14 protein-coding genes and 1 tRNA gene are annotated in these 19,899 nt (G+C 64.8%); 10 read left to right on the top strand and 5 right to left on the bottom strand.

What is annotated here, in order from left to right; genetic code table 11:
• Positions 1 to 15: 15 nt before the first annotated feature.
• From N539_RS0113310 to N539_RS0113295, 4 genes are read right to left on the bottom strand one after another with little or no spacing between them, the layout of a single operon-like run.
• Positions 16 to 996, bottom strand: coding sequence for a DNA polymerase III subunit delta' (locus tag N539_RS0113310; RefSeq protein WP_051531809.1), 981 nt, complete (start codon positions 994 to 996; stop codon positions 16 to 18).
• Positions 993 to 1,631: a dTMP kinase gene (gene tmk / locus N539_RS0113305; protein WP_028970664.1), complete on the bottom strand. Its 639-nt coding sequence runs from the start codon at positions 1,629 to 1,631 to the stop codon at positions 993 to 995. The genes N539_RS0113310 and tmk overlap by 4 nt, the downstream gene beginning before the upstream one ends.
• On the bottom strand, positions 1,628 to 2,806 hold the full coding sequence (locus N539_RS0113300; RefSeq protein ID WP_028970663.1) for a D-alanyl-D-alanine carboxypeptidase family protein: 1,179 nt from the start codon (positions 2,804 to 2,806) through the stop codon (positions 1,628 to 1,630). The genes tmk and N539_RS0113300 overlap by 4 nt, the downstream gene beginning before the upstream one ends.
• A 41-nt stretch (positions 2,807 to 2,847) precedes the next feature.
• On the bottom strand, positions 2,848 to 3,951 hold the full coding sequence (locus N539_RS0113295) for a lytic murein transglycosylase (RefSeq protein ID WP_231463061.1): 1,104 nt from the start codon (positions 3,949 to 3,951) through the stop codon (positions 2,848 to 2,850).
• 121 nt (positions 3,952 to 4,072) lie between these two features.
• Between N539_RS0113295 and N539_RS0113290 the strand changes: the two genes are divergently transcribed.
• Both N539_RS0113290 and N539_RS17970 read left to right on the top strand, forming a co-directional pair.
• Positions 4,073 to 4,162 (top strand) — tRNA-Ser (locus tag N539_RS0113290).
• Between the two features lie 184 nt (positions 4,163 to 4,346).
• Positions 4,347 to 5,324, top strand: coding sequence for a TIR domain-containing protein (locus N539_RS17970; protein WP_028970661.1), 978 nt, complete (start codon positions 4,347 to 4,349; stop codon positions 5,322 to 5,324).
• Between the two features lie 31 nt (positions 5,325 to 5,355).
• On the opposite strand, the gene N539_RS17965 is transcribed toward N539_RS17970, so the two are convergent.
• A complete protein-coding gene (locus tag N539_RS17965) occupies positions 5,356 to 7,260 on the bottom strand; it encodes a serine/threonine protein kinase (RefSeq protein ID WP_051531808.1) in 1,905 nt (634 codons plus the stop codon).
• A 130-nt stretch (positions 7,261 to 7,390) separates the two neighbouring features.
• Here N539_RS17965 and N539_RS0113275 point away from each other — a divergent pair, with 130 nt between their 5' ends.
• From N539_RS0113275 to N539_RS0113240, 8 genes are all read left to right on the top strand, one after another.
• Entirely contained in the window at positions 7,391 to 8,074 is a 684-nt protein-coding gene (locus N539_RS0113275) for a PP2C family protein-serine/threonine phosphatase (protein ID WP_051531807.1), read from the top strand.
• A 98-nt stretch (positions 8,075 to 8,172) separates the two neighbouring features.
• A complete protein-coding gene (locus N539_RS0113270; RefSeq protein ID WP_231463059.1) occupies positions 8,173 to 8,556 on the top strand; it encodes a BlaI/MecI/CopY family transcriptional regulator in 384 nt (127 codons plus the stop codon).
• Positions 8,556 to 10,391: a M56 family metallopeptidase gene (locus N539_RS0113265; protein ID WP_028970658.1), complete on the top strand. Its 1,836-nt coding sequence runs from the start codon at positions 8,556 to 8,558 to the stop codon at positions 10,389 to 10,391. The genes N539_RS0113270 and N539_RS0113265 overlap by 1 nt, the downstream gene beginning before the upstream one ends.
• 103 nt (positions 10,392 to 10,494) lie before the next feature.
• A complete protein-coding gene (locus tag N539_RS0113260) occupies positions 10,495 to 11,448 on the top strand; it encodes a hypothetical protein (RefSeq protein WP_028970657.1) in 954 nt (317 codons plus the stop codon).
• Between the two features lie 57 nt (positions 11,449 to 11,505).
• Positions 11,506 to 14,157 carry a BTAD domain-containing putative transcriptional regulator gene (locus tag N539_RS0113255; RefSeq protein ID WP_028970656.1) on the top strand — a complete coding sequence of 884 codons (2,652 nt, stop codon included), beginning with the start codon at positions 11,506 to 11,508 and terminating at the stop codon, positions 14,155 to 14,157.
• Between the two features lie 73 nt (positions 14,158 to 14,230).
• Positions 14,231 to 16,375 carry a TonB-dependent receptor plug domain-containing protein gene (locus N539_RS0113250; RefSeq protein WP_081774363.1) on the top strand — a complete coding sequence of 715 codons (2,145 nt, stop codon included), beginning with the start codon at positions 14,231 to 14,233 and terminating at the stop codon, positions 16,373 to 16,375.
• A 130-nt stretch (positions 16,376 to 16,505) separates the two neighbouring features.
• Positions 16,506 to 18,617 carry a TonB-dependent receptor plug domain-containing protein gene (locus tag N539_RS0113245; protein WP_156029955.1) on the top strand — a complete coding sequence of 704 codons (2,112 nt, stop codon included), beginning with the start codon at positions 16,506 to 16,508 and terminating at the stop codon, positions 18,615 to 18,617.
• Between the two features lie 70 nt (positions 18,618 to 18,687).
• Complete coding sequence (locus N539_RS0113240) at positions 18,688 to 19,878, top strand: acyl-CoA dehydrogenase (RefSeq protein WP_028970653.1); 1,191 nt, start codon at positions 18,688 to 18,690, stop codon at positions 19,876 to 19,878.
• Positions 19,879 to 19,899: the final 21 nt, after the last annotated feature.

The raw sequence follows: 19,899 nt of genomic DNA, 5'->3' as shown, positions 1-19,899 counted from the left end.
CGTAGCCGGGCGGGCCTAGCGCTTCAAGGAAGCGGGCCCCGCAACTTCGGCGAGGATGCCGCCGATCTGGAACACGGTCGCCGCGGGATCCAATGACAGGCGCGGCGCGATGGTCGCCAGCTCGCGGGCCTTTGCATATGCATCGAGCGCCCGTTCGCGCGGTTGGCCTTCAAGTCCTCGCGCCTCCCGCGCAATCAGCGAGGGCGCGAGATCGAGGAACGCTGCATAGCGATCCGCCGCCGCCTTCTTGCCGAGCTCGGCGGCGAGGTCAGAGCGGCGGGCATTGGTGGGATCGCCCTGGCGAAGGATGCCGAGCGCGGCGTCCTCGAGCCTGGCAAGGTCGAGCTCGGCGAACGCGAGCGCCCTACCCGCCGATCCGTTGGACATGCCGCTGATCTTCTGCCGCTCCGCCGCGCTGAGGCTCGGCGCCTGCGTTTCCAGGATTGACGTCATGGCGTCGTCGTCAAGCTCATGGAAGTCGAGGCGCCGGCAGCGCGAGCGGATCGTCGGCAGCAGGCGTCCGGCGGCGTGGCTGACCAGGAAGAATAGAGTATTGGACGGAGGCTCCTCGAGCATCTTCAGTAGCGCGTTGGCGCCCGCGGGCTCAAGGTCGTCGACGCTGTCGATCACCGCCACGCGCCACGGCGACAATGCAGCGGTCATGGCCATGAATCCACCGAGTTCGCGAACCTGGTCGATCTTGATGTTGCGGTTGAGATTGCCGGTCTTCTCGTTCGCGAGCCTTTCGAGCCAGCGCATGTCGGGGTGGCTGCCGGCCTCGACCAGTTTCACGATTGGGTGATCGTCCGGAGTCTCTAGGAATGGCAGCTCCGACGGCGGCCCAGCGGCGTCGGCGAGAGCGCGCCGGGCGGCGGCATGCGCGAAGCTCGCCTTGCCCACGCCCCTTGGCCCTGCGAGCAGCCAGGCGTGGTGCAATCGGCGGGTCGCCCAGGCACTGGCGAACTGCGCAACGGCGCGATCCTGCCCCAGGATCACGGGAGCAGGTCCTGGATCGCATCCAGCAGGCGTTCGGTCACCGCTTGCGGCGCTCCCGAGGCATCGACCAGCTTTACTCGCTCGGGCTCTTCGGCAGCGATCATGCGAAAGGCGAGCTCGACCTTGTGATGATAGTCGGCACCGCGGCCGCCGATGCGGTCGCTTCCATCGCTGTCCCGCACCCGCGCTCGCTCGCCGCCTTCATCGAGAAGCAGAATCAGAGTGCGGTCGGGGAAGCCGCTTTCGATCGCCATCGCATTGAGCTCGCGCACCTTTTCGATGCCGAGCCCGCCCGCACCGCCCTGATATGCGAGCGAGCTGTCGACGAACCGGTCGGAGATCACCCACCGTCCCTCGGAGAGCGCGGGGCCGATCGTCCGCTCGAAATGATCGGCGCGCGCGGCCGCGAACAGCAGCGCCTCAGTTTTCGCGCTCCAACGGTCCGCGCCGCCGGCCAGCAGCAACTCACGGATTTTCTCAGCGCCGTCGCTGCCGCCCGGCTCGCGGGTGATCAGGACGTCGAGGCCGCGTTTCTGCAGCGCCTGGGCGAGGGCGCAAACCTGGGTCGACTTGCCGACCCCCTCCCCGCCCTCGAGGGAAATGAACCTGCCGCGTTTTGGCCCTTGGGCGGTCACGCCATTCCAAACAGCGACTTGAGGCCGAGCCAGATGCGGCCGAAGAATCCCGCCTTGCCGACGTCCTCGCCGGCGACCAGCGGCACGACCTGCGGCGGCGTGTCGCCGGTGGTGATGACTAGATCGGCGATATGCTGGCCCTTGGCGATCGGCGCCGCGACCGGGCCCTGGTAGCGGATCTTGAGGCTGGTCGCGCCGCTGGCGAGGCCCGCCGGAACGGTGACCGCGAGATTGCGGGGGGCGATCAGCGGCACCTCGCTGCTGCTGCCCAGCTGGACCTGCGCGGTGCCGACCTTGGCTCCGGACTGGAACAACGGCTTGGCCGACCAGGCATTGAAGCCCCATTGGATCAGCCGCGTCGATTCCTCGACACGCGCGTTCCAGCTTCCCAGCCCGGCAACGACCTCGATCAAACGCCGGCCGTTCTGGTCCGCCGAACCGGTGAAGCCGTAGCCGGCCTCATCGGTATGGCCGGTCTTGAGCCCGTCCGCGCCCGACACCTTGCCGAGAATCGGGTTGCGATTCTGCTGGGTGATGTCCTGGCCCGAGCCGAGCGTCTTGCCCCAAGTGAAACTCGGCAGCGAATAGAACTGTTTGTAGAGCTTGTAATGGTTCTCGATTTCATAGCGCGCGAGCGTCGCGAGATCGCGGGCCGACACATAGGTCACGCCATTGTCGGGCCAACCGTTGGCCGTTCCGAAATGGCTATTGGTGAGGCCGATCTTCTTGCCGAGCGTGTTCATCTGCTCGGCGAAAGCCTGCTCGGTCCCGGCGATGCATTCGGCCAGGACCACCGACGCGTCATTGCCCGACAGGGTCACGATGCCCTTCAACAGGTTCTCGACGCTGACTTGTTCATTGGGCGACAGGAACATGGTCGATCCCGCCTGCGGGCCATGCCACTTCTGCCAGGTCTCGGGCCGCACCGTGCACATCTTGGTGAGCGGAAGCTGGCCCTTGTCGATCAGCTCGAAGGCGACGTCGGTGGTCATCATCTTGGCCATCGACGCCGGCGGCATGCGAACATCGGCGTTTTTTTGGTAGAGCACGGCTCCCGAAGACAAATCGATCACGAACGCGACCTTGGCCGGCGTATCGAACTGAGGCGCAGCGGCGGGCGCGGCGGTTGCGAATAGCAGCGAAGCGGCAGCTGCGGACAGGGGAATGCGCGACATGGAGATGGCGGGATCCTTGATTCAGGTGGACGAGCGCCTGTCTATCGCCGCGCAATCGCGTCCGCCAGAACCCCGACCGAAATCGCGTAGAAATTCGAGCAATTGTAATCGAGGATCGCCCGGTAATTGGTGGTCATCAGGAACGCGCGCGCGTCGGGACCGTCCGGCTCGATCAGGCTGGCCATCTCGCTGTCCGGCAGCGAACGACCGGTTGGAGTCACGCCGAGCGAGCGCCACTCCCTCATCGTCAGCCAGCGGCTGTGCCGGCGATAGACCTGCGGGCAGCGCTGCGCGTTCAAGCGATTGACGATCGCCGCCCGGTTGAGGTTGGCGGGGGTTCGCACCGGCACGCCCCAGGCCACATTCGGCTTCCAACCGGCGTCGCGAAGATATTGGGCGATCGACGCCAGCCCATCCAGTTCGTTGGCCCAAATGTCGGCATAGCCGTCGCCATCGCCGTCCGCCCGCAGCCTCAGGGCCACCGACGGCATGAACTGGGGATAGCCCGTCGCGCCCGCCCAGCTGCCCTTGAGACGCCAACGCGGCACGCCCTGGTCGATGAGCTTGAGCGCGGCAATGAACTCGCCCTCGAAGAATTCGCGGCGGCGACCGTAGTAGCCGAGGCTGGCGAGCGCCTGCAGCAGGTCGGTGCTGCCGGTGACCGTGCCGTAGCTGGTCTCATGGCCCCAGATCGCCATCAACACCGCCGGATCGACGCCGAAGCGCAGCTCGAGCGACTTCAGTGCCTGGTAATGGTCGTAGTAATTGCTCTGCCCACGCTGGATCAGGGACGGCGTGACGTGGCTGCGGAGATAAGGCGCAAGCGTGCCGACGACGCCTCCGCTGCTGCGCGCGACCGGCTCGGTGCGCTCGAGCTCGATCACCCTTTGGTTGATTTGAAGGTTGGGGACATAGGCCTGGATGGTCGTGGCGCGTACGCCTTGCTGCCCGGCGAGGATGGCGAGCCGCCGCTTGTAGGTGTCCCAAGCCGACGAGACCGGCTGCTGAAAGGCCGGCTGTCCGTACGGCACGGTGCTTACCGGCCCATAGGTCTGGGCGAGCTGGACCGGCTTTGGTTGCGCCATCGGCGCCGACGCCGACCCGAGCGACATGGCCGACAGCCCAATCACAATCCAACTGCTCACGCCGGCCACCTTACGATCCTCATCACTGCCGAGGCTAAGCGGTAAAACCCCTCCCCGGCCAGCTTGGTTCATCGCGCGCCTTGCACAGCTCGGCTCCCCGAACGATATGCTGGCGCCAATCGGAGAGGTGGCCGAGTGGTTTAAGGCAGCGGTCTTGAAAACCGCCGTGGGTGCAAGCCCACCGTGGGTTCGAATCCCACCCTCTCCGCCAAATATCTGATTACAAAGCTATCCCATCACGGGACGGTGAACACTTGGCCCTCGACATCGAAACATAATTAACCGATTCTTACGTTTGGATCGGTGCGAGTCGTGCCGGGCCGTGAATCCGGTCGCCGGCCAGGTCGTCGGCCGATCATGGGCGAATGATTGCTGAGGCCGCTTAAGGGGGACTTTTGTCCGGAATCGACATTTTCCTGTCCTACAGTCGCGAGGATCGCGCGGCGGCCCGGCATATCGCCGAGTCGTTCGGTGCGGAGGGCCTCGACGTCTGGTGGGACGCCGCGCTTCAGTCGGGCCAGACCTTCGATGAGGTCATCGAGCAGCGCCTGAAAGAAGCGAAGGCGGTGGTCGTCCTGTGGTCGCCGCGGTCGGTCACCTCGCGCTGGGTTCGCGCCGAAGCGACCCTCGCCGACCGCCGCAACAAGCTGGTGCCGGCGATCATCGAAGAATGCGACCGTCCGATCGCCTTCGAGCTGACCCATACCGCCGACCTTTCCGGCTGGTCCGGCGACGCATCGGATTCGGCGTGGCGGGCGTTCGTCACCGACGTCCAGCGCATGGTTCAGAGGAACAGCGCCGCGGATGGACTGGTCGAGCCGCCTCCGCTCAAGCCGGTCGCACCCGCGCGCGGGTCGCGCATGGCCACACCACCCACCCGGGACCGGCTGCGGCCCGGCAACGACGATGTCATTTTCGCTTCGAGCAGCCGCAAGACGGGAGGGCCGCCCGAGCCGGAGATCGACGTTCCCGAACCTCAACCTTCGCTGCCCGAGCAGCAGAGCGACGAATTTCACTGCCTGTGCGTGATTGATGAGGAAGCTGAGCAATGCTTCGTCGTCGCACCTGCGGGCCTCAAGATTGGGCGTGCCGCACCGGCCGACGCGATCATTGCGCACGCGAGCGTATCACGCGAGCACTGCAGGGTGGGCCTGGCAAACGACGAGGTCATCGTCTCGGACCTCAATTCGACCAATGGCACCTACATTGACGGTCAGCGGATCGGCCGCACTGCCGTCCTCCCGATCGGCTCCGTGTTGAGAGTCGGTCAGGTATCTCTCTCCCATGAGATCCGCAGCCGCCAGGAGGCGCTCGCCTGGAGCGATCCCGGCGGCGGCAATCGCAGGGGGTTGCGCCTCGCAGCGACGCCCTGAGCGCCAACGGGGATACTGAACGCAGACGCGGCTACTGCGACTGCTTCACCAGGAACTGGACATAGGCGCGGGTCTGCGTCGCCTGCTTGATCAGGCGATCGGCGTCCTTGTCCGAATTCACCCCTCGGATCGAATCCCTCAGCGTCTTGAGGTTGGCGTCATAGCTTCGCGCCAGCTGGACGTTGGACGGATTGCCGGACCGCATCACCTGCCTCGCCATGCCGCGGGCGCTGTCGACGACCCCGTAGAATTGCGACAGTTTCGAGGACGAAACGCCGCCGCTAGTGCTGCCGCTGGATTCGGACGATGCGGCGGCGCTCGGGGCCGTCGCAGCGGTTTTCGTCGCAGCCGCGGGAGTGCCTGGCTTTTGAGCGGCCGCTTTCGCCTGCGCCTTCTGAATTGCCGCCAGCCGAGCCTCGGCGGCCGTGGCTTTCGCCTGCTCCTTGCGCAGCGCAGCGCCGGCTGCATCGGGCTCCGTTACGGTTTGGCCCGCGGTCGCTGCATTTTGCATTTCTGTGCCGACGGCGTTCGCATCGACCGCCGCATTGGCGTCCGGGGTTGCGCCGCCAAGCACAAGGTCGGCGTTGCCGCCGACGTCAGAGGTCGCGTTCACCGTTTCTGTCGAAGCGGGCTCGCCGCCGCGCATGAAGAGCGCGGCTGCGCCGACCGCTCCGAGCAGCGCGATCGCACCTGCCCCGACCAATAGAGCTGGCTTCGGCCTGCTGCCCGACTCCTTGGCAACCGGCGCCTTCTTGCTCGGCTTCTCGGCCTTGGGAGTCGCGGCGACCACCGCTTCCTCGCCGTCACCACCCTCGACCTCTTCGGCTTCGGCTTCGCCCGGCCCGGGCGGCACAAGAATCTTCTTGGACGTCGTGGTCTCGCGCCCCATGCGCTTGAACTTGACCTGCTTGGGATCGGCCGGAACGCCGGTCTCCACGAGGTTGGACGCGTCGGTCGTGCCGACCGGTATGATTTCCTCGGTCTCGACCTGCTGGGCAATAAAACGCGTGGCGTCGTCGGAGCCGTCCTCGGTTTCCGCCTCTTCTTCGAGGCTCTTGCCGAAAGTCGCCAGCCAGTCGCCAATCGATTGCGGCCGGTCCTCGGGCTTGACCACCATCGCCGCGTCGATCGCGGCCAGGAACTTCTTGCCGTAGCCGGGCCATTTGGCGCCGGCGAGCGGATTGCCCATGCCTGCGTGCAGGCGCTCGAGCACTTCCGCCGGCTTCTCGCCCGTCACGCATTCGTACATCACAACGCCAAGCGCGTAGATGTCGGTCCACGGGCCCTGCTCGTAGGTCTTCACATATTGTTCGATCGCCGCATACGGCGGCGTGTGGAAGGTGACGTTGGTGCTGGTCGCCTCGGCGGTCGTGAAGCGCGCCGAGCCGAAGTCGATCAGGACCGGCCGGTTGTCCTCATTGATGAGGATATTGGGCGGCTTGATGTCGCGGTGCAGCACGCCGACCCGATGCGCCCTTTCGAGTCCCTGCGCGATCGGGCGAAGGATGTTCCACAGGCTGCGCTCGTTGAAGCGCCTGCCCTGCTTCAGCATCCGCGACAGCGACACGCCGTCCTCGAAGTCCATCACCATGTAGGCGGTGCCGTGGATCTCGAAGAGGCTGCGAACGCTGACGATGTTGGGGTGGCGGGTCGGCGTCGAGAGGTTCCAGAGGAGCTTGGCCTCCTCGACGAACTTCTTGAGGCCCAGTGCGTGGACTTCCTCCGCATCGGAATCGATGGGGACCACGGTGTCCTCGGAATCGCGGTCGCTGATCGAGCTCGGGAAGTATTCCTTGATCGCGACGAGCTCGTCGAAATAGATTCCGCGCGCTTTGTAGACGATGCCGAACCCGCCGACGCCGAGCACCTCTTCGAGACGCCATTCGCGCAACACCGTTCCGGCAGGCAATGCCTTGTTGCTGTACGCTTTATTCATTGCCGGCTGCCCCCGCCCGACCAAAGTCTGCAAAATCAAATCGCATACACGTTACTCAATTGCTAGTCTGCCCGCCATAGGGGACGCCAGGGGGCAGGCGATGAGTTTTGATTGTATCAGCCGTACGCACGTGGGCTTACGCCGGAAGGTCAACGAGGATTCCATCTTCGAGCGCACCGAGCGCGGGCTATGGGCCGTCGCCGACGGCATGGGCGGCCATGAAGCGGGCGACGTGGCCAGCGCCAAAGTCGTGGAAGCGCTTCGCTCGCTCCCGATCGTCTATGGCCTGGACGAATTGGTCGAGGCGGCGATCGACGCGCTGTACGTCGTCAATCGCGAGCTGATCGAACTTGCCCGATCCGGCGACCACTCCCGAACGATCGGCACGACCGTCGTCGGGCTGGCGATCGCGGACGGGCATTTCCGCTGCTTCTGGGCCGGCGACAGCCGCGCCTATCGCATCCGGAGCGGGCAGATCCGCCGCCTGTCGCGCGACCATAGCCTGGTGCAGGACCTGGTCGATGCCGGGATGCTAAAGGCCGAGGACGCCGAGAAGCACGAGAGCGCCAACGTCATCACCCGTGCGGTGGGCGTGTCGGAGGATCTCCAGATGGACAGCTCCACCGGCGATGCCGATTCCGGTGACATCTTCCTCCTCGCCAGCGACGGCTTGACCCGCCTGGTGGACGACTATGAAATCCTCGAGGAGCTGACCTCCGCGCCGATGGATAAGGCGGCCGACAAGCTGGTGGAGCTGGTGCTTGCGCGCGGCGCTCCCGATAATGTCTCGATCGTCCTCACCCAGGTCCATTGATTTCGCCCAAGAATTTTTGGCTTGCAATGACGCTACAAATGTAGCACTCACTACAAATGTAGCGCGGCGAGTCTGTCGTGCGCCGAAGGGAATTCAGGATGATGTTGAGCAAACTTCCGCCCCGCGAACGCCAGATCGTGGATATCCTTTATGAGCGTGGGGCCCTGCCCGTCGCGGACATCTGCGATGCGCTTCCCGACCAACTGAGCGGCTCGGCGGTGCGGGCGATGCTGAAGCGGCTCGAGGACAAGGGGTTCGTCCAGCGCAGCGAATCCGATCGCGGATTCTTGTACAGCCCGGTATTGTCCGACTCGGTCGCCAAGAAATCCGCCCTGAGCGAAATCGTCCGCGTCTTCTTCAACGGCTCACCGGCCAGCGCCGCGAGCGCCCTGCTTGGAATGTCGGACCGCCTGAAGGAAGACGAGATCGACCAGCTCGAAGAGATGATCGCCCGCGCCCGGAAGGCCAAAGGGGGTCAGTAATGCATGTCCTGGTCGCCATTGCTCTCAAGTCGCTGCTCATCGCCGGCGTTTCGCTCGGGCTGCTCGAGCTCATGAAACGGCGCTCCGCGGCTGAACGCTCATGGGTCGCGCACATGGGGCTGCTCGCACTGGTGACCCTCGCCTTCGCGCCACTGGTGCTGCCGAGCTGGACGAGCTGGACGGTTGAGGCGCCTGCCCTGCTCGGTCAGGTGACGACGGCACAGACGGAAGTCCCCACCATCGCGGCCCCGACGAATGCGACGAGCGCGTCACTGCCCGCGGCCAACGCGAAGACCGCCACCCTCCCGCAGCAAGCGCGGCGCCTTCGGGTCAACGCGACGTCGGCGACGATGGCGCTCTATGCCGTTCCGGCCGCCATCCTGCTGTTCATCACCTTGCTCGCGCTTGGCCGGTTGATCACGCTTCGCGCCCGGGCCGACGTCCTCGTCGACGGGCATTGGCTGAGCGCCCTCGCCCGGGCCCAGCGCCGGATGGGGTTCAAGCATGGGACCGCGCTGCTGACGAGCGACGAGTTGTCCTCGCCGATCAGCTGGGGGCTGATGCGCCCAGTGATCGTGCTCAACACGCGCGCCGTCGAAGCCTCGAGCGAGGCCGAAGCCATCATCGCCCATGAACTGGCGCATGTCGCCCGCATGGATTGGGTCAAGCTGCTGCTGGCGCGCGTCGCCACTGCCCTCTTCTGGTTCAATCCCCTGGTGTGGCTGCTTGCCCGCGAAGCGCATCAGCTACGCGAGGAAACCGCCGACGACGCGGTGCTTGCGGCCGATATCGTCGATACCGATTATGCCCAGCTGCTGGTCGGCGTTGCCCGCCACGAGTGCCCCGGCCTGCTGCTTGGCGCGCATGGCGTCGCTCCGTCTAAGGGCTCGCTCGCCCGCCGTGTCGCCCGCGTCCTCGACGGCAAGTCCGTGCGCGGTCCCGTGGCTCGCTCCTTCGCTCTTGGCGTCCTTGTCGGCGCAGTGCTGATTGCGGCGCCGCTTGCTGCACTGACCGTCGCTCCGGGCGGAAGCAAGGAAGCAGCCAGCTCCAACTCCGCGAAGTCGAAAGGGAAGACCACGCAGGCGCCCTATTATTCGCCCGCGCCGGTTCCGAACGATCTCGCGCACATCATTGCAAACGGTGTTTCAACTTCGGTTGCAGCAGCTGTTGCCGCGACCGTGCCGACTCAGAAGATGACTGCACAAGAAGCGCGGGCGGCGGCCGTCGCCAATGCGCTTGCAGCGGCCGACAATGCACGTGAGACCGCGCTCGCCCAGGCCGATCGCGCAACCGATCATGCTCGCTCGATTGTTCGCGCTTACGAACCCGACGATCGCCAGATCGATGCGATCATCGAGATGAAGGCCGTCGGCGTGACGCCCGATTATGTCAGCGCCATGCGCGCCGTTTCACCTAAGCTCGCTCGCCTCACTCCATCCGATTTCGCCGGAATGAAATCGGTTGGCGTAACACCGGAGTTCGCGCGGTCGCTGGCCTCCGCCGGTTTTCCCGCGATCGATGAGGACGAACTGACCGAAGCGCGCGCCGTCGGAGTGACCGGCGATTATGTTCGCGCGCTGCGATCGGCGGGTGTGGCTGGCGACATGGACGATTTCGTCCAGCTCCGCGCGGTTGGCGTGAAGCCGGAATATGTCCAGCAGCTGCGCCGCTCTGGCTATGTGATCCGCGACCCCGACAAGCTGGTCGAGCTATGGGCGGTGGGCGTCGGGCCGCGCGACCTGGTGCCGGCCCCGCCCGCGCCGCCGAGGCCGCCCAGGGTTCCACCCGCCAACTGGGATCCGGTCAACGATCCGGATGACGACGGCGGCGGTTAACCCCGCTCCCACTTCCGACTGAACTTCCACAATGATTTCTAAAGCGCCTGGCCCGGGCGAACGGGCGAACTTTGCCCCAATCAATCGCACAAGGAGACCCGAGATGAACCGTTTTCTCGCCTTCCTATTCGCTTTGTGTTGCGCCGGCCTGTCGGTGTCGTCCGCAGTCATCGCCCAGCCCGCCGACTGGCTTCATTTCACGCTCGAGCCTTCCCACGAGGCAGGCACCATCCGCGCCGACTTTCGCGACGACCGAAACGGCCGCAACCACAACAACTGGTCGAGCTCCTTTCGCGCGGCCGACCTCGCCGGACTCGACCTTGCCGCATTTCACTCTTCCGGCAGCAGACCGCTTCGCTTCGCCGTGATCCGCGAAGCCGGACGCCTCGATTGCATCGGTCATGGCGGTGAATCCTATGCCGGCGGCACCTGCACTATGACGTCGGATCCGACCTTCGAGCAGCTGCTCGCGGCGCGGGGCATTGGTCAGCCAAGCCGAGACGAGGCGTTCAGCCTGGTCGCGCTCGACGTACGCCGTTCGCTTATCGATGCGGTCGCCGCCGCGCGGTACCCAACGCCGACGATCAACAATTTGATCGAAATGACGGCGGTTGGAGTGGATGCTCGTTACATCTCCGACCTCGCCCGGCTGGGCTACCGCCCACCGGCAATCCATAATTTGGTCGAATTTCGCGCGATGGACATCACGCCCGAATATATCGGCGGCTTCGCCCGGCTCGGCTATGCCAACATTCCGGCCGACGACCTCGTCCAGCTCAAGGCGTTGGATATCACCGCGGATTACGTCGCCGCGCTCGACCGCCTCGGCTACGGCCGCCTCCCCGCTGGAGATCTTGTCCAGCTCAAGGCGCTCGATGTCACGCCGGACTATGTCGCGGGCATGCAGCGCGCTGGCTACGCTCACCTGCGCGTCAGCGACCTCGTGCAGCTCAAGGCCCTCGACATCAGCCCCGATTTCGCGCGCTGGGCCGCGGGCCAGCGCAATCCCCTTCCGCCGGTCAACGACCTCGTGCAAATGAAGGTGAACCCGAGGTAGATCCTCACGCCCGTGGCTGGCCAAGCCAGACTGTTTTAGCTATGCGATACACCTGAAATGGCCGACCAGGGGCCCAAGGCCGATCTCCTTTGGACCAGCGAGCTCACGCTCGGACTGCTTGGGCCGGTGCGCCTGGTGAGCTCGGCGGGCGACGACGTCACCCCCAAATCGCGGAAGACTCGGGCACTTGTGGCCTTGATCGCCCTTTCGAAGACACCCCTGTCGCGAGCACGCGTCAGCGACTTGTTGTGGGGCGATCGGGGCGACGAGCAGGCAAAGGCGAGCCTCCGCCAAGCGCTCTACGAGCTTCGGTCGTTATCCTCGAATGGCTACATTGTCGCTGATCGGCAGGCCGTTGGGCCAGGGGCGAAGAAACTTTCGACCGACATCGGCGCCGTTCATCGCCTCATCGACGAACGAGACGCGGCGGAGCTCGCCGATGCGCTCGATGATGTTGAATCACCATTGCTCGGCGGGCTCGACGATATCACGCCCGAGCTCGACGACTGGTTACGTGACGAACGTTCGCGCATTTCTTCGTCCGTAGTCAGCGGCGCTCTCGGCGTTGCCGAGCAAAGCCTGCGCTGCGGTGACGTGACGGCGGCAAGGCGGATCGCCAACCAGCTCGAGCGGCTCGACCCCCTCGACGAGCGTGTCGCGCAGCTTGGGATTGTCGCGGACATCGCCGGCGGCGATCGCGCCGCGGCGATGCGCCGGCACAGCCGACTTTCGGGTCGTCTCGACCAGGAGCTTGGCATCCGGCCCGCCGCCGAGACCGAGGCGCTGCTCGACCAGGCCAAGGCCGCGCCTTCGGTTCCGCTCGTCGGTGTGGCGCCTCGCTCAGCCGAGTCGCGCAAACGTCGTTGGGTCATACCTGCGCTGGTCGCGATTGCTGTGCTTGTCGCTGCTGCCTTGGCCTTCAGCTTCATGAGGCCGGCGACGGTCGCGGCGGCCCCGACCGTCGCGGTGCTTCCGTTCGACGACCTCGGGAAACAGAACGAAGACTATTTTGCGTCGGGCGTTTCCGACGAAATCCTCAATCTGCTTGGCCGGCAACGGCAGCTGCGAGTGCTCGGGCGCGCATCGGCGGCGCAGCTTGGCGATCCAGCGCAATCGCTGGAAACCGCGCGCAAGCTCGGGGTAACCTATCTCCTCGACGGCAGCGTCCGCACCGCCCAGGATCGCATTCTTGTCATCGCTCGCCTGACCCGCGTTTCCGACGGGGCGCAGGTCTGGTCCGAGCGTTATGAGCGCAAGGCGGGCGACATTTTCGCCGTCCAGGGCGATATTGCGGGCGCGGTCGCCGCGCGGGTCGCGCAATCCTTCGCCGGCGTTCGGCCCCAGGAAACGACGCCAGACGTCTACGATCGCTATCTCGCGGCACGTCAGCTCGTCCGCGAGCGGCGCGAGCCGACGCTGCGGGAGGCCGACCGGTTGCTGCGCGAAGCGATTGCCCGCGATCCACGTTACGCCCCGGCTTATGCCGAGCTCGCGCAGTTGATCATGCTCGAATCGGATCACCCGACCTCCTACGGGTCGATCCCCTTCTCCCAGGCTCAAGCCGATGCGGAGCCGTTCGCCCGTAAGGCGGTCGCGCTCGATCCGAACCTCGGGGACGGCTACGCCGCGATCGGGTTCCTTTCGCTGAGCCTCGACGCCAGCGCCGAGCCTTACATGCGCAAGGCGGTCCAACTCAGCCCTCAGCGCCCCGAATTCCATCGCTGGCACGCGCAAACGCTTGAAGCGCTCAACCGCTACGATGACGCGATTGCCGAGTTCAAACGCGCCGTCGAAATCGACCCTTTATGGGGACTCAATTACGACCATCTGATCGGGGCGCTCTATCTGGTCGGTCGAAATGCGGAGGCGAAGCAATACGTCCAGCGCTTTTTCGATCTCAGCACCGACCAGCGCGCCAAGTTGCTGCTCCTTCAGTCGATGCAGAAATTCGATGATGACCTGGCGGGGCAGCTAAAGACAACCTCCGCGCTTCAGCGCTCTTATCCTGAAGAGCGGCAGATGCGGTTGAACCTGGCATCGACGCTTTCTTTGCTCGGCAATAATCAGGCTGCTGCAAAGCTGGTCGGCTATGATCGCCTTGGCAACGCCGCGCTGACCGGCAATTGGCCCGCGCTTGCGACTGCGGCGCAGGCTGTAGGCCCCCATTATTGGGACCAGTCCGGTTATTGGAACAGCGCAGCGCTACTCATTGCTTCGGGGCATGGCGATACGCTTGTTCAGCTTTACGACGCGGCACGACCGCTTGTCGCGGAGGACCGGATATCGCTCGATCGCCTCGCGCAGCCGGAAACCATCATTGCGTTGCGCAGGACTGGTCGGCAAGCGGAGGCGGATCGTCTCCTCACGCAGTATCGCCAAGCCAAGGATCGCCTTCCAAATGGCGGTTTGCTGGGAGACGAGAAGCGCTTCTCCGTTGGTGTCGTCGCCGCTCTCACTGGCAATCGCGAGGCCGCCATTGGAGCGCTCGATCATTGGTCGCGGGTGAAGCCGTTCCGGCTTGCTCCAATCCCAATGATGGCGCTTCGTTACGACCCGACCTTTGGATGGCTGGCGAGCGACCCGCGCTTTGACGAGATCGAAGATCGCATTCGACTCGCAATCAACGTCCAGCGACAAAAGGCCGGTCTGGCGCCGCTTAGCCGGCAGGCCTGGATCAGCGATTCAAAAACGTTTTTGACGAAGAATTGACGCTGGTTTCCCGCGTGCGCTGACGGCGCTCGCGCAAACCGGAGAGGTTCTGAACCTCTCGGAGTTCGCGTCAATGTCTGCGTCTGCTCGAATTCTCCTGATCACCGTTTGCGTCGCGGCGTTGGCTGCATCCCCTGCCTTTGCCCAAACTCCGGGCGCGGGCGAGCTGCCGCAGGCAACCCCGGCGCAGGCCGGCAGGACGACGGTCTATGACGCCGCTTTCTTCGCCCAATATGCACCGCGCAGCGCGCTCGACATCGTTCAGCGCATTCCCGGCTTCACCCTCGACCTCGGCAGCAGTGAGGCCGCGACCGGAGTCGACGTCCGCGGCTTCTCCGGGACCGCTGGCAACGTCGTCTTCAACGGAGCGCGTCCGAGCTCCAAGTCGGAGACGCTGCAATCATTGCTCGCTCGAATCCCCGCAAGCCGCATCAAGAAGGTCGAGGTTGGTCCGGGTGACCTCTACGGCGCGGACTATTCCAGCAAAACCCAGGTCGCGAACCTGTTCCTGTCGGCGGACCGCGGCATTGCCGGCAATGCGACGGTCAGCGCCGTGCGCCACTGGTTCGGCAAGGTTGTCCCCACCGCCAGCGCGTCGATCCTCGTGAGCCGAGGTCCGTCCACGTTCAGCTTGTCGGGCGATCTCGGACGAACCGACTATTTCGAGGAGGGATTCGATCGTGTCACGGACTTCGCGACGGGCGATCTCGTCGAGTTCCGCGACAAGTTCAACCACATCCACCCGCACGACCCCTATCTGTCTGGTAGCTGGGCGCTCGAGCAGGCCGATGACAAATCGGTCCACTTCAACGCGCGGGTCGCGCCGAGCACCTTTTTCCTGCTTCAGGACAACCATGTGACGCCGGTCGGCGATGCCGAGCGGGACGATAACCTCGTCGAGGATTACAAGACCACCGTTTATGAGGTCGGCGGCGACGTCACGCGCCCCCTTGCAAATGGCGCGGTCAAGCTCGTGGGGCTGGCAAACCGCCAGCACAAGACGACGCGCGACACCTACCTCTTCCGTTCATTGGGCGGAGCCGAGATCCTGGGCGGCTCGGAACAGCTCACTCAATCGCAGCGCAATGAGTCAATCGGTCGGGTCAGCTGGTCGCGGCAGGACTTGCTCGGATTCCGGTTCGAAACCGGCGCCGAGGCCGCCTGGAACACCCTTGACTATCACCTCGACTTCTTTTCGCTCGAGCCCGGTGGTGACCGAACGAAGATCGATCTTCCGATCGAGGACGCGACCGTCGAAGAGCTGCGCGGCGAGGTCTACGTCAACGCCGGGCGTCCGCTGACCCACAATCTCAGGATGGACGCGGCGCTGAACTATGAGATGTCACGGCTCAAGGTCCGCGGCGATGCCACCGAAGACCGCTCGCTCAAGTTCCTGAAGCCGAGCGTGACCTTCGATTGGCAGCCCGGCGCCGGCTGGCACGCCCAGGCGATCCTTCGCCGCACCGTTGCGCAGCTCGACTTTTTCGATTTCGTGAGTTCGGCCGAGTTGTCGGTTGGTCGCGTCAATGGCGGCAACGCCAATCTCGTGCCGCAGCGGACGTGGGAGAGCCGATTGCTGGTCGAGCACCCGATCTTTGGGCAAGGCAAGGCGCGGCTCGAACTCGGCTACGACCTTGTCAGCAAGCTCCAGGACCGCATCCTCATTCTTGACGATGACGGCAATGCGTTCGACGCCCCGGGCAATCTCGGTAAGGGTCGCCGGCAATATGCCGACCTGACGCTCGACGCGCCGCTCGATCGGCTGTGGACGGGACTCAGGATCAAGCTTCACGGTCAGGTTCAGCGGACTCGCGTCGACGATCCGATCTCGCATCGCTCGCGCGACTTCAGCGGTTTCTATCCCCGCTGGCAGTGGGATGCCGATATCCGCCGCGACGCAGGCAAGTTCGCTTATGGCTTCACCCTCAACGACAATCGCCGGATAACCTTCTTCCGCACCGACGAATTCGACACCAATTTCAATACGCAGCCCTTTGTCAGCGGGTTCGTCGAATACCGTCCGTCAACGAAGAGTACGGTGACGCTCGACCTGACCGATATTTCCGATACCGGCGGCGACCGCGACCGGCTGCTGTTCATCCCCAACCGCACGTCGCCCGAGCCGGCGCTGGAAGATTATCGGCATCGCGATAGCCATGTTCGCATCGGTTTGACCTTCAAACAGAGCTTTGGCGGGAGCGGAGCCGCTGCGCATTAGTCCCTTCGCCCCTTCGCAGACCTGGACGGCGGTTCCGTCGAACCGTCCGCAGATAGGTAGAACCCCGATGGAGCGGGTCGGTGCGGGCCCGTAACTGTGCCCTCCGGTGCCATCCCCAGGGGACCATATAATGCCTAATGCTGTGCTGCTCGCGACGGTCGCCACCGCCGCGCTGATCACTGCCACCTCGGCGACGGCTCAGGCGCCTTCGCCATCCGCGCCGGCTCCGTCGCCGACCATGGCGGCGCAAGCGGCGCCGGCTTCGCAAAGCGGGCGCACGACCAACTATGACGCGGCGTTCTTTGCGCAATATGCGCCGCGCACCGCGCTCGACATAGCGCAGCGCGTGCCGGGCTTTGCGCTCGACCTCGGCGACAGCAATGTCCGCGGGTTCGCCGGGGCCGCCGGCAACGTCGTCCTCAACGGCTCCCGGCCGAGCAGCAAGTCCGAAAGCCTGCAGCAGACGCTAAGCCGCATCCCCGCCCAGCAGGTGGTGCGCGTCGAAGTCGGTCCTGGCGATCTCTATGGCGCCGATTACGCGGGCAAGACGCAGGTTTTGAACATCATCCTGTCCGCCGCTCCCGGACGCGGCATAGAAGGCAATTTCACCGGCTCGCTGCGCCGCTATTCCAACGAGCACCTGCTTGTGCCCGATGCCACGGCCTCGGTGGTGCTGCATCGCGGGCCATCCGAGTTCAATCTCTCCGCCGGTCTCAACCGCACCGACTATATCGAGAACGGCATCGACGATTTCCGCGTTCCGGCGCAAGGCCCGACCGCGGAGCGGCGGATCAAGGTCAATCATTATTACATCCGTCAGCCGTTCGCGGCGATCAACTGGACGCTTGGCTCGGCCGCCGATCACACGATCCATCTCAACGCCCGCATCCAGGAGGACAAGAACGGCGTCCGGCCGCAAACCAACCACGTGATCCCGGCGAACGGTCCCGAACATGATGACGAGCTGTTCCAACGGTACAATCAGCCCGGCTTCGAAGTCGGCGGCGACATTTCGCGCCCGCTCGGCGGCGGTGCGATCAAGCTGGTCGGGTTGGCGACGCGCAAGCGCCGCGACTACGAAGACATCTACACCGGAGGCCCGCCGGTTCTCGGCGGCTTCCGCCAGGTGCAGAAAGCCAGACAGGCCGAGACCATTGGCCGATTGAGCTGGACCCGGTCGAACCTCGCGGGCTTCTCCGTCGATGCCGGAGTCGAGGCGGCCTATAACAACCTCGACAATCACCTCACTTTTTCGATCATCAACGCCGATGGCAGCGAGAAGCCCGTCGATCTTCCGATCGACAATGCCACGGTCAGCGAGAAGCGCGCCGAGGGCTATCTCACGGTTGGCCGATCACTGACCTCGACCCTGCATCTCGACGGCGGCGTCCGATTCGAGACTTCGAAACTGAAGGTGCGCGGCGATGCCGAGGCCGATCGATCGCTGAGCTTCTTCAAGCCGAACCTCGCGCTCGATTGGAATGACAATGGCTGGCACGCACGCGCGGCGGTGCAGCGGGTCGTCGCCCAGCTCAACTTCTATGATTTCATCAGTGCCGCCGATATTTCCGCGGGACGAGTCAACGGCGGCAATGCCAACCTCGTGCCGCAGCAGACGTGGCAATATCGGTTCACGGTCGAGCACCCGCTGCTCAAGACCGGCCTGGTCAAGCTCGATCTCGGGTACGACAAGGTCAACCAGCTCCAGGACCGCATCCTCAACGACGATGGTCTCGACGCGCCGGGCAATCTCGGGACTGGCACGCGCCGCTTTGCAAGCATCAATGTCAACGCACCGCTCGACCGCCTGGGGATCAAGGGTGGCCGGCTAACCGCCACCGGCACGCTGCAGAAAACGCGCGTCGAAGATCCGAGTACGCACGAGATGCGCCACTGGACCGATTTCTGGCCGGCCTGGCAGTGGCAAGTCGATTACCGCCAGGACCTGGGGCAGTGGAGCTATGGCGCTTCCTTGCAGGACCGTGCCCATTACACCTTGTTCCGCACCGATGAGATCGATGATTTCAAGAACGCCGGCGCTTACGGGTCGGCGTTCATTGAGTTCCGTCCCAATTCCAAGACCACCGTCACGCTGGATGTCGACAATATGTTGAATACCAAGGCTCTGCGGCACCGGACATTCTTCCGGCCCAATCGGACCAACCCTGTGCCGTGGGCGTCGGAGTTCCGCCCGCGCAACAAGCACGTCGATTTCGGGCTGACCCTAAAGCGCACCTTCTAGCCGGGGTGGCGAAGACGGCGCCGCGCCGCTAAGAGCGCCCCGACTTTCTGACAACGCGGGGCATTTCACTGTGGGCGAGCCTGCCATCCTTCCGTTCGACTGGGCGGATCCGTTCGATCTCAACCATCAGCTGAGCGACGAGGAGCGCCTCGTCCGCGATACCGCCGAGGGCTACGCGCAGGAGAAGCTGCAGCCGCGTGTGACCAGCGCTTATCTCGATGAGGATTTCGACCGCGCGATCCTGAGCGAGATGGGCGAGCTCGGCCTGCTCGGAGCGACCATCCCGCACGACTATGGCGGAGCCGGGCTCGGCTACGTCAGCTACGGCCTGATTGCCCGCGCTGTCGAGGCGGTCGATAGCGGCTACCGTTCGGCGATGTCGGTTCAGTCGAGCCTCGTGATGTACCCGATCTTCGCCTACGGCACCGAGGAGCAGCGCCGGAAGTATCTTCCGAAGCTGGCGAGCGGCGAATGGGTCGGCTGCTTCGGGTTGACTGAACCCGACGCCGGCTCGGACCCGGGCAGCATGCGCACCCGCGCCCAGAAGGTGCAGGGTGGGTACGTCCTCACCGGCACCAAGATGTGGATCACCAATTCGCCGATCGCCGATGTGTTCGTGGTCTGGGCGAAGTCCGAGGCGCACGACGGCAAGATCCGCGGCTTCGTGCTCGACAAAGGCGCAAAGGGCCTGTCCGCGCCCAAGATCAAGGAGAAGCTGTCGCTCCGCGCCTCGATCACCGGTGAGGTCGTGTTGGACGGGGTCGAGGTCGGCGAGGATGCGCTGCTGCCCAACGTCGAGGGCCTGAAGGGTCCGTTCGGCTGCCTCAACCGCGCCCGCTACGGCATCGCCTGGGGCTCGATGGGCGCAGCGGAAGCCTGCTACCGAGCGGCGCGCCAATATACGCTCGACCGCAAGCAGTTCGGCCGTCCACTCGCCTCCAACCAGCTGGTGCAGCTCAAGCTCGCCAACATGGCGACCGAGATCTCGCTCGGGCTTCAGGCGGCGCTGCGCGTTGGCCGCCGCCTCGAAGACGGCGAGCTCATCCCCGAGACGATCAGCCTGATCAAGCGCAACAATTGCGGCAAGGCGCTCGATATCGCCCGGATCGCCCGCGACATGCACGGCGGCAACGGCATCAGCGCCGAGTTCCACGTCATGCGCCATGCGGCGAATCTGGAGACCGTCAACACCTACGAAGGTACGCACGACGTCCACGCCCTGATCATGGGCCGCGCGATCACCGGCATTCCCGCCTTCTAGCGCGCGTCAACGTCCTGCCTT

The organism is Sphingomonas sp. URHD0057 (assembly GCF_000620665.1).
In the GTDB taxonomy this organism is placed as follows: Bacteria; Pseudomonadota; Alphaproteobacteria; order Sphingomonadales; family Sphingomonadaceae; genus Sphingomicrobium.
This window is presented reverse-complemented; position numbering and strand designations above follow the sequence as displayed.

Excerpts from the sequence above, each read along its gene's own strand:
- N539_RS0113270 (WP_231463059.1), top strand. The coding sequence starts at position 8,173 with ATGATGTTGAGCAAACTTCCGCCCCGCGAACGCCAGATCGTGGATATC.
- N539_RS0113260 (WP_028970657.1), top strand. The coding sequence starts at position 10,495 with ATGAACCGTTTTCTCGCCTTCCTATTCGCTTTGTGTTGCGCCGGCCTG.
- N539_RS0113300 (WP_028970663.1), bottom strand. The coding sequence starts at position 2,806 with ATGTCGCGCATTCCCCTGTCCGCAGCTGCCGCTTCGCTGCTATTCGCA.
- N539_RS0113255 (WP_028970656.1), top strand. The coding sequence starts at position 11,506 with ATGGCCGACCAGGGGCCCAAGGCCGATCTCCTTTGGACCAGCGAGCTC.
- N539_RS0113265 (WP_028970658.1), top strand. The coding sequence starts at position 8,556 with ATGCATGTCCTGGTCGCCATTGCTCTCAAGTCGCTGCTCATCGCCGGC.
- N539_RS0113250 (WP_081774363.1), top strand. The coding sequence starts at position 14,231 with ATGTCTGCGTCTGCTCGAATTCTCCTGATCACCGTTTGCGTCGCGGCG.
- N539_RS0113245 (WP_156029955.1), top strand. The coding sequence starts at position 16,506 with ATGCCTAATGCTGTGCTGCTCGCGACGGTCGCCACCGCCGCGCTGATC.
- N539_RS17965 (WP_051531808.1), bottom strand. The coding sequence starts at position 7,260 with ATGAATAAAGCGTACAGCAACAAGGCATTGCCTGCCGGAACGGTGTTG.